Here is a 7,037-nt window from a genome sequence, read left to right as displayed (position 1 = left end):
TATACCTGTATATCTTTATTAAACCTTAAATTTCACAACAATAAATATTGTTGTGTTTTTATTTAATACTTTATAATATATACACCTTATTTTATTTGTTATATTTACATAGGAGATACAATGAAAAAAGTTTTAAATGAACTTAGTTTGAAAAATAAAACAGTTTTAGTTAGAGTTGACTTTAACGTACCATTAAAAAATGGTGTTATTACATCTGCTAAAAGAATTGTTGCTGCACTTCCTACAATTCAGTACATCATCAGAAAAGGTGGAAAAGTTGTTTTATTTTCACACTTAGGAAGAGTAAAAACAGAAGAAGATTTAAAAGACAAATCATTAAGACCAGTTGCTGTTGAATTAGCTAGATTACTTAAAAAACCAGTTACATTTGTTCCTGTAACACGTGGAAACGTTTTAGAATCTGCAATCAAACAAATGGAAAGTGGTGATGTTATTTTAGTTGAAAACACACGTTTTGAAGACTTAAATAACAAAGCTGAATCTAAAAACGATCCATACTTAGGAGCTTACTGAGCTTCATTAGGTGATGTATTTGTAAACGATGCCTTCGGTACAGCTCACAGAGCACACGCATCTAATGTTGGTATTGCTTCAAACATTGCTGAATCAGCTTTAGGATTCTTAATGGAAAAAGAAGTTTCATCATTATCTAAAGTTTTACAAAACCCAGAACACCCTTATGTAGCTATTGTTGGTGGAGCTAAAGTTTCAGACAAAATCTTAGTGTTAGAAAAATTAGCAGAAATTGCTGACAAATTAATCATCGGTGGAGCTATGGCTTACACATTTATGGTTGCTCAAGGACAAAAAGTTGGAACTTCATTAGTTGAAAATGATTACATTCAATTAGCTAAAGATTTCTTAGCGAAATACTCAGACAAAGTTATCTTACCAGTTGACCACGCTACAGCTGAAATGTTTGCAGACATTGAACCTACAATTCAAGAAGGTTCAATTTCAGATGGATTTATGGGACTTGACTTTGGACCAAAATCAATCCAAAACGTTAAAGAAGCACTTGAAGGAGCTAAAACAGTTGTATGAAACGGACCTATGGGAGTTGCTGAATTTGAACACTACAAAAATGGTACATTAGCAGTATGTGAAGCTGTTTCTAAATTATCAAACGCTTACACAGTTGTTGGTGGTGGAGATTCAGTTGCTGCTGTTGAAAAATTAGGAATGGAAGATAAATTCTCACACGTTTCAACAGGTGGTGGAGCAAGCTTAGAATTATTACAAGGTCAAAACTTACCAGGTGTTGATTCAATTCAAGACGCTGAATAATTAACCGAATATTTTCACAAATAGCACCAAAAGTGCTATTTTTTTACACATTTTGTGAAAAATTAAGGAATTTACTTTACTTTCATTTGATAAAGGTGTATAAGTAAAATATATTCAATTTTTTCAAATTAAATATATTTAATAAATTAACAAACATTCTTTTTTAGACAAAAGAATAAAAGAGGATAAATGAAAAAAATCAAATTCTTTCTTTTTGCTACAGGTGTTTTATCAGCAGCATCAATGCCGATTATTGCTGGTCAATGTTCTGCAAAAGAACAAAAATCTGAAGAACCTAAAAAACCAACCAATCCAAGAACTATATCAGCTCCAGTTGACCAATACGAAAATGCATTCGTATTGCAACCAGCTGGTACATTTGAAAATGTAAATGCTAAGGTTCAAGAAAAAGCTAATCAAATTCGCAGATATAGTCTTTTACGATGTTACGGAAGTTTCAATGGTATAGGAATTTTTGGTGGTGTTTTTGGTGCTGAAGGAAATGATAATAAAATTCTTCTTCCTAAAGAAGGAATTACAATTGACCAAATCCTTTCAACTATAGATGCTAAGAATAACGAGTTTTTTGATGGAACTTGAAATCCAGAAACAAAAATACTTACAATTAAATACAAAATTAAAGATAATGGTGACAAAGTATACGAACAATCATTTACTTTAAGCTAGAAAAATTAAGAAAATTTCAAAATTAAATTAATCAAAATAACCAAAATATATTAGCATCTTGTGAAAAAAGATGCTATTTTTTACACATTTTGTGAAAAATTAAGGAGTTTACTTCACTTTCATTTGATAAAGGTGTATAAGTAAAATATATTCAATTTTTTCAAATTAAATATATTTAATAAATTAACAAACATTCTTTTTTAGACAAAAGAATAAAAGAGGATAAATGAAAAAAATCAAATTATTACTTTTTGCTACAGGTGTTTTATCAGCAACATCAATGCCGCTTATTGCTGGTCAATGTTCTGCAAAAGAACAAAAATCTGAAGAACCTAAAACACCAACCAATCCAGAACCACAACCAGTTCCTGTTAATCCAGTAAATGGTGGAATCGATAATCCAAGAACTATAGCAGCTCCAGTTGACCAATACGAAAATGCATTCGTATTGCAACCAGCTGGTACGTTTGCATATGTAAATGCTAAGGTTCAAGAAAAAGCTAATCAAATTAGCAGATATGGTCTTTTACAACTTTACAAAGGTTTCAATGGTATAGGAATTAAATCTGGTGGTCAAGGCGATGATAATAAAATTCTTCTTCCTAAAGAAGGAATTACAATTGACCAATTCCTTTCAACTAGAGATACTAAGGATAACAAGTATTTTGATGGAACTTGAAATCCAGAAACAAAAATACTTACAATTAAATACAAAATCAAAGATAATGGCGACAAAGTATATGAACAATCATTTACTTTAAGCTAGAAAAATTACGAAAATTTCAAAATTAAATTAATCAAAATAGCCAAAATATATTAGCATCTTGTGAAAAAGATGCTATTTTTTACACATTTTGTCAAAAATTTAAGAAAATTCTTGCATTTTAGGGTAAAAGGTGTATAAAATAGTTATAGTTATATTTATATATATTCAATAAGAAAGAAAGTATAATTTAACTATGAACGAAATTAGTTTAAAAAGAAAAGAAGCAAGATTACATCAATTGATTGCTGACATAGTGACTAATGATATTACAAATTCAAATGTAATAGACCCAGTAGTGATGGATATTCAACTATCACCTGACTTATCACACGTGAAAGTGTTTGTATCATTATTCAAAAACGAAGAAAAAGGTATTGAAGCATTAAACAATGCAGCAGGTTATGTTAAAAAACTGTTATCCAAATCACTCGATTGACGTAAAGTGCCTTCAGTTCATTTCCACTTAGATACAGTTTCTAAGAATGGATACAAAATTGATGAAATCATTAGACAAATTAAAAATGAAAATTAGTTAAATTATTTTTCAATTTTCAAAATTGAAATTGAAAAGGAGAAATTATGAAAAGATCTTGAAAAGTTGCATTCACCATTTTAGGAGCTGCAGCATTAGGAACAGCTATTGTTACAATTCCTATGGCGGCTTTAGGAAAATTCAATAAAGGCGACAATAATAAAGATTTAAAACAACCTGCAAACCCAGGAACAGGAACTTCAACTAACCCTAAAGATGGTAATCAAAATCCAAACACAGGTAACCCTGGAGATGGAAACGGAGGAAACGAAACTCCTAATCCGGACCCAGTGACACCACCAGTAGAAGAGAAAAAAGTATCAGTAACACTTAATGCAGATGTTACAGGAAAGAAAACAGCTTACGTAGCTGATATTAATGACTTTACAGTTGATGTTCCAGAAGGTGTTACACTTGTTGAAAAATCAGTAGTTGACTTATATGAATTATCAAAATCAGATACAGATGAAGGTAGAGCTGCTAAAGAATTATTATTTGCTGGAAAAGCTAAAGTTACTGTTAAAACAACAAAAGAAGGTCAAACAGAACCTACATCAGAAGACTTCGAAGTTGCAGGTTACATCTCAAAAGAACAAGCATATGAAAAATTCAGAGCAGTTTTAGCGACAATGTCAACAACAGTTGATAAAGAACAAGAAAACAACCTTGCAATTCAACCTCAAACTGCTAAAGGTGTTTCAGCTGGTGCTAAATATTTAGCTGGTTCGTATACAAACAAAACATTAGAAAATGTAATCAAAGTATCAGTTACAGGTGAGGATTTAGTTAAAGGAGCATTTACAGTAGTAGATGCAAGCACAAACCTTAAAGAAGGAAAAACTAAAGTTATTCCGTACTTATACTTAGATGATAAATCACACAATGATATCTTTATGTACAAATCAGGAAGTACACAAGCTACATCATTAGAAGATGAAGTTGAAGTTACACAATTGCCTGTTTTAGCAATGAGTGCTGCTGGTATTGCTAATACATACAATGTTCAAAAAGCATTTACAATTGACGAAGCAAAATTATTAGAAGCATTAAATAAACAAAGTATGAGTGAAGTTTCATTTAGTGACTTAACAGTTGAAAACGTTACAGCCGCATTAAAATTCACACCAATGACAATTCTTCCAAAAGCTGGTGGTGAAGAATATGGGTATGTATTAGATGCAAACTTCAAAGAAGCATCTAAATTCAAAGTTGCAAAAATCGAAACTATTCCAGGTGATGCATCTGAAACAAGTGCAAAAATTAGTTTTGAATTTGAAACAGTTGTTCCTACAGTTGCAGAAGGTCAAAAAGTATTCTACTTCGTAAAATCAGCTGAGCCAAAAGCTACAGAATTAACAGAGGCAATGAATGGAAAATTCTCACAAGTTCTTAATGGATTAAAAGCTAAAGAAACAACACCAGCTACAGCAGATGGAGAGGAATCAAGAACTGATACTGGTTCTACAGTATCAGACCAACCTGTTGCAGAAGCTGAATCAGCATACAAAGATGCATTCGTTGTATTATCAACAGCTACATATGCTAACGCTAAAACTACATATGATGCTAAACAAGGAAAAATTCAAACAAACGGTTTATTACAATCATACAGTAAAGGTGCATTCTTCGGTATAACATCTGGTGGTAATGGTGATAACAACAAATTATTCGCACTTAAAGAAGGTTTAAGCGTATCAAACATTGTTTTAAAAAATAGTAAATTCCTTAATGGAACATTAGATGAAGCAAACAAATCAGTTACAATTACATATCAAGTTTCAAGTGAAAATAATAGAGAATACACACAAACATTAGTATTACCTGAATAATAAATGATTAATTTAGAACCCACTATTTTAGTGGGTTTTATTTTGCGATTTTAATCTTATTTTCAAAACAAAATTTTTGGTTCATTTTCCTTATTTTTCTTAATCATTGTCCTGAAAAATAGAAGCAAACGCAAGGTTATTTAATGGATTTATAGTAAAATTATCTTGCTAGCTTTTCAATGAATTTATTAGCCCAAAATAAATGACTGAATAATTAGTAAACATTTGATTAAATTAGGAGATAAAATGAGAAAACTTTTTACAAGTGAATCAGTTGGAAGAGGTCACCCAGATAAATTGTGTGACCAAATTTCTGATGCAATCTTAGATGCTTACCTTGCTTTAGATCCAACATCAAAAGTTGCTATTGAAACAATGGCAAGTGGGCATAATATTTTCATAGCAGGAGAAGTTAAATCATCTGCTGATATTGATGTTATAGAAATAGCTAAAAACATCTTAAAAGAACTCGGATACTACACAACAGAAACAAGTTTCATTACAGACATCAAAAAACAAAGCGAAGATATCGCTATGGGTGTCGAAAAAGGACACGAAATCGGTGCTGGGGACCAAGGTTTAATGTTCGGTTATGCAATTAACGAAACACCTGAATATATGCCTTTAGGAATTACATTAGCTCATGCTTTAGTTAAAAGAGCTGAAAACTTAAGACAAAATATGGAATTCAAATGAGCTAAAGCTGATATGAAATCACAAGTTACATTAGATTACACAGACAAAGACAATGTATTTGTAGACACAGTTTTGTTAAGTATTCAACATTCTAAAAACTACAACGAACAAGAGTTTAAAAAATACATTAAAGAACAAATTATCTTACCTGTATTAAAAGAATACAACTTAGATGCACCTAAACACATTTTAATCAACCCAACAGGTCAATTTGTTATTGGTGGGCCTATTGGTGACACAGGTCTTACAGGACGTAAAATCATCGTTGATACATATGGTGGTTCAGCAAGACACGGTGGAGGAGCATTTTCAGGAAAAGATTCAACTAAAGTTGATAGATCAGCAGCATATGCTGCTAGATGAATTGCTAAAAACATTGTTGCAGCTAATTTAGCAGACAGATGTGAAGTTCAAATAGCTTATGCAATCGGTGTTGCTAAACCAGTTTCAATTATGATTGAAACATTTGGTACATCTAAAAACATTCCAGACAGTGTAATTGCTGACTTTGTAACTCAATTATTTGATTTAACACCTAAAGGTATCATTGATGCTCTTGGTCTTAGAAAACCTATTTTCTTACAAACAGCATACTATGGACACTTTGGTAGAAATGATTTACACTTACCTTGAGAACAACTTAACAAAGTTGAAAAACTTAAACAATTAGCTACACAATGATTGGAAAATCAAAAATAATGGATCAAAAAGTATCTGAATATTCGTGTGGCGCAATTGTTTTCAAACAATTCAAAAAACAAATTAAAGTTTTATTAATTAAACAAATTAATGATGTTTGAAATTTTCCTAAAGGACATATGGAAAATAACGAAACAAAACTTGACACAGCGCATCGTGAAGTTTTTGAAGAAACATCAATTAAAGATATAACAATTTATGCAGACAAATTTTATGTTGACACATATTTTGTTAATCGAACAGGTAACTGAAAAGAAGTAACTTACTTCTTAGCAGATACTAAAACCACTTCTTGTCCTAAGAAACTGCTCTCAGAGGTCAAAAAAGTGCATTTTTACCCTATGAAAAGAGCTTTGAATATTCTTACATATAACAAGTCAAAAGCATTCTTAAAACACGCTTATAAACAGTATTTAAATATTACAAATAGCAAGATTAAATAGTCTAAACTGGGACACAAAATATGGACAACGTCGTATTTTGTGTTTTTTATATTAAGGAGTGATTATGAAACAACTAA

Annotated in this window: 7 protein-coding genes; all 7 read left to right on the top strand. The window is 31.0% G+C overall.

What is annotated here, in order from left to right; translation table 4 throughout:
* The first annotated feature begins 120 nt into the window (after positions 1-120).
* Positions 121-1,308, top strand: a complete 1,188-nt coding sequence (locus ACNF36_RS02795) for a phosphoglycerate kinase (protein ID WP_418303655.1) — start codon at positions 121-123, stop codon at positions 1,306-1,308.
* 189 nt (positions 1,309-1,497) lie between these two features.
* Complete coding sequence (locus tag ACNF36_RS02790; RefSeq protein WP_418303654.1) at positions 1,498-1,995, top strand: hypothetical protein; 498 nt, start codon at positions 1,498-1,500, stop codon at positions 1,993-1,995.
* A gap of 226 nt (positions 1,996-2,221) precedes the next feature.
* Complete coding sequence (locus tag ACNF36_RS02785) at positions 2,222-2,761, top strand: hypothetical protein (protein ID WP_418303653.1); 540 nt, start codon at positions 2,222-2,224, stop codon at positions 2,759-2,761.
* A 193-nt stretch (positions 2,762-2,954) separates the two neighbouring features.
* Complete coding sequence (gene rbfA / locus ACNF36_RS02780; protein WP_418303652.1) at positions 2,955-3,293, top strand: 30S ribosome-binding factor RbfA; 339 nt, start codon at positions 2,955-2,957, stop codon at positions 3,291-3,293.
* A gap of 47 nt (positions 3,294-3,340) precedes the next feature.
* Positions 3,341-5,122 (top strand): hypothetical protein, encoded by a 1,782-nt coding sequence (locus tag ACNF36_RS02775; RefSeq protein WP_418303651.1) that lies wholly within the window; start codon positions 3,341-3,343, stop codon positions 5,120-5,122.
* 246 nt (positions 5,123-5,368) lie between these two features.
* A complete protein-coding gene (gene metK / locus ACNF36_RS02770) occupies positions 5,369-6,517 on the top strand; it encodes a methionine adenosyltransferase (RefSeq protein WP_323176389.1) in 1,149 nt (382 codons plus the stop codon).
* Complete coding sequence (locus tag ACNF36_RS02765) at positions 6,496-6,960, top strand: NUDIX domain-containing protein (RefSeq protein WP_418303650.1); 465 nt, start codon at positions 6,496-6,498, stop codon at positions 6,958-6,960. The genes metK and ACNF36_RS02765 overlap by 22 nt, the downstream gene beginning before the upstream one ends.
* The last annotated feature ends 77 nt before the right edge of the window (positions 6,961-7,037 follow it).

It is taken from the genome of Mycoplasma sp. 4463, assembly GCF_048381515.1.
Taxonomy (GTDB): domain Bacteria; phylum Bacillota_I; class Bacilli_A; order Mycoplasmatales; family Metamycoplasmataceae; genus Mycoplasmopsis.
This window is presented reverse-complemented; position numbering and strand designations above follow the sequence as displayed.